The organism is Bacillota bacterium (assembly GCA_024655925.1).
GTDB lineage: Bacteria > Bacillota > DTU025 > DTU025 > JANLFS01 > JANLFS01.
In genome coordinates, this window is sequence record JANLFS010000197.1 from 1 (window position 1) to 2,513 (window position 2,513).

Annotated in this window: 5 protein-coding genes; all 5 read right to left on the reverse strand. The window is 58.7% G+C overall.

The window, feature by feature from the left end; genetic code table 11:
- Positions 1–63: 63 nt before the first annotated feature.
- The 5 genes from NUW23_15955 to rpmH all read right to left on the reverse strand — a co-directional run bounded on the left by NUW23_15955 (position 64) and on the right by rpmH (position 2,364).
- Complete coding sequence (locus NUW23_15955; GenBank protein MCR4427647.1) at positions 64–894, reverse strand: protein jag; 831 nt, start codon at positions 892–894, stop codon at positions 64–66.
- 1 nt (position 895) lies between these two features.
- Positions 896–1,534 (reverse strand): YidC/Oxa1 family membrane protein insertase, encoded by a 639-nt coding sequence (locus NUW23_15960; protein ID MCR4427648.1) that lies wholly within the window; start codon positions 1,532–1,534, stop codon positions 896–898.
- A gap of 47 nt (positions 1,535–1,581) precedes the next feature.
- Positions 1,582–1,794: a membrane protein insertion efficiency factor YidD gene (gene yidD, locus NUW23_15965; GenBank protein ID MCR4427649.1), complete on the reverse strand. Its 213-nt coding sequence runs from the start codon at positions 1,792–1,794 to the stop codon at positions 1,582–1,584.
- The gene (gene rnpA, locus NUW23_15970; protein MCR4427650.1) at positions 1,791–2,141 is read right to left on the reverse strand and encodes a ribonuclease P protein component; all 351 of its coding nucleotides are present in this window, start codon (positions 2,139–2,141) and stop codon (positions 1,791–1,793) included. Before rnpA ends, yidD begins: the two co-directional genes overlap by 4 nt.
- Before the next feature lie 88 nt (positions 2,142–2,229).
- Positions 2,230–2,364 carry a 50S ribosomal protein L34 gene (gene rpmH / locus NUW23_15975; GenBank protein MCR4427651.1) on the reverse strand — a complete coding sequence of 45 codons (135 nt, stop codon included), beginning with the start codon at positions 2,362–2,364 and terminating at the stop codon, positions 2,230–2,232.
- Between the last annotated feature and the right edge of the window lie 149 nt (positions 2,365–2,513).

Here is a 2,513-nt window from a genome sequence, read left to right on the forward strand (position 1 = left end):
ACCATCAACTTGACGCATGGGCCACCCTCGGCCGAGCCGACTTGAGCATAGGTCCGGCTCTGTCTACTTGGGTGATATCACTACTCTGCGGTAAGGCTCTTTACCCTCGCTGTGGGTGGTTATGCCCTCGATATCCTGCAGGGCCAAGTGAACGATCCTGCGCTCCAGGGCGCTCATGGGTTCCAGTACTTCCTGCTTGCCGTCGCGTAATGCTTTCTTGGCCAGACTAGTAGCGAGCGCCTTCAGCGTCTCCTCTCGTTTCCTACGGTAACCCGATACATCTACGATGAATCGGCCCCGCTCTGTGTCACCACTTGCGCGGGCCCTTCTGGCCGCTGCGAGATTCACCAGATACTGTATGGCATCCAGAGTCTCGCCCCTTCGGCCGATCATGACCCCGAGAGACCTCCCCTCAACGTCCAGCACCGTCACCCCGTCTCCCGGCCGTGCCTCTACCACTGCCTCCAGTCCCATTACGTCGATGAGGCCCCGTAAGAAGCCCACTGCCTCTCCGACCGCCTGATCTCCAGTGCTTGGCTGTTCACCGGCGGGCTTCCCCTCGCGCGGCCCTCGCTCGTTTCGCTCATCCCGTGCTGGATGGTCGGGACTGGCTGCCCTTCTCCGTCCGCCTCTTCCATAGTCTGGCTTCCGCTCTGGTGAGGAGGTTCCTGTTACGACCCCGTCGGGACCCGGTCCTTTCTCCTGGGGTTGAAGCGCGTCTTCCCGCGGTGTGACTCTGACTCTAGCAGACTTGGCGCCGAGGAGCCCAAACAGCCGTCTCGAGCCCTCATCCAGGATTTCCACGTTCACGTGTTCCCGAGTCAGTCCCAAGCGCGCAAGCGCGGATTGGACTGCTTCCTCGACAGTCCTGCCAGTTGCTTCGATCGCTTCCATACTAGCTGACTCCCTTCCTCGGAACAGCCATCTGCCTCGTGATGAAGAACTGCTGGATTATCGTCACTATGTTCGTGACAACCCAGTAGATCGCCGCACCACCCGGTAAGCGGGTAGTGATCCATCCGAGGACGAGCGGCATGATAATCATGGAGGACTTCTGTGCCGGATCGGTGGCCGTCTGCTGCATGGTCACCCAGGTGGTCACGCCCGAAAGGATAGGAAGGATCCATGGATCAGGCTTGCTCAAGTCAGGGATCCAAAGGAAGCCGATACTGAACCCGGCCTCCTTGAGGGTCTGGATGAACGCCTCGTTCAGGAAGACCCTGTACATGATCATAAGAATGGGAAGTGGGAGGAGCATAGGAAGGCACCCTCCGAGCGGGTTCACCTTGTTGTCCCTGTAAAGTTCGGCCATACGCCGCTGGAGCTCCTCGGGTTTCCCTTTGTACTTCTCCTGAAGTTCCTTCTGTTTCGGCGCGATCTTCTTCATCTGGTCGATGACGCGGAACTGCCTCACGGTAAGAGGATACATGGCGGCTTTGATGATGATAGTGAGGATGATGATTGCCCAGGCATAGCTCCCAGTATAGGTTGTGAAGAATCGCAAAACGTCTTCTACGACCTGGGTGATGCTCAAGACCTTTGTCCCCCTCTCGGCGGTGGGTTCATATTGACTCTGGCACCTCAAGGAACAGGGTCGTACCCGCCCTTACTGAAAGGATGACATCTGAGAAGCCGACGCAAGGCGAGCCCGAGTCCCCGCGCCGTCCCGTACTTCCGCACCGCCTCGAGAGCGTACTCGGAGCACGTAGGCTGGTACCGACAACTAGGACCCATCTTCAAAGGGGATAGAAGGGTCCGATACAGCTGTATCATGAACAGAATGACCAATTTCAATCGCCGGTTCCCTCCCGAAGGCCCATACGGGCGATCACCCGATCCAGATCATCCAGCACGGCCTGGACGTTGACGTCCCGGTCAGAGACAGCCTGCCGCGGCACGATGACGATATCGTACCCTGATCTCGGGATCGCCTGCGATGTGCGGACAGCCTCTCGCAAGAGCCTCCGGATTCTGTTCCGCCTGACTGCGCTCCCCATTCGCTTCCCTACTGGAAACCCCGTGCGGATTCGCTGCAGCCCGTTGGGGACTGCGTGAACCACAACATACTTCCCAGCCGCGGACGTCCCTTCAAGGAACGCCCTCCGGAACTCGGCACCCGTGCGTAGGCTCGTACTTCGCACTCAGGGGCCCTCCAGTCGATGTAGAAAACCGGGCATCGAAAGGAAAAGCCGTCACACGACGGCATCGAGTGGATCGAGGCTCCTATGGTCAGGCGCTGAGCCGCTTCCGACCCTTAAGCCGCCTGCGCTTGATAACATTACGGCCACCGGGTGTGCTCATCCGGGCCATGAACCCATGGGTGCGGCTTCGTCGCCTCGCCTTGGGCTGGTAAGTCCTCTTCATGTCAGCTGTTCCTCCCTAACCAATCCGACCGGAAGCATGCCAAATCAAATTATACGGCAGCATTTCCGCGGATGTCAAGGCAGGTCTCTTGCCTGTCTGAGTCAAGAAGAAGTGGGGAGTCCCCCTTTCCTCGAATCGGTTACGCTTGC

What these genes read in the sequence shown, in the direction of transcription:
- rpmH (MCR4427651.1), bottom strand. Translation starts at nt 2,364, where the DNA reads ATGAAGAGGACTTACCAGCCCAAGGCGAGGCGACGAAGCCGCACCCAT.
- NUW23_15955 (MCR4427647.1), bottom strand. Translation starts at nt 894, where the DNA reads ATGGAAGCGATCGAAGCAACTGGCAGGACTGTCGAGGAAGCAGTCCAA.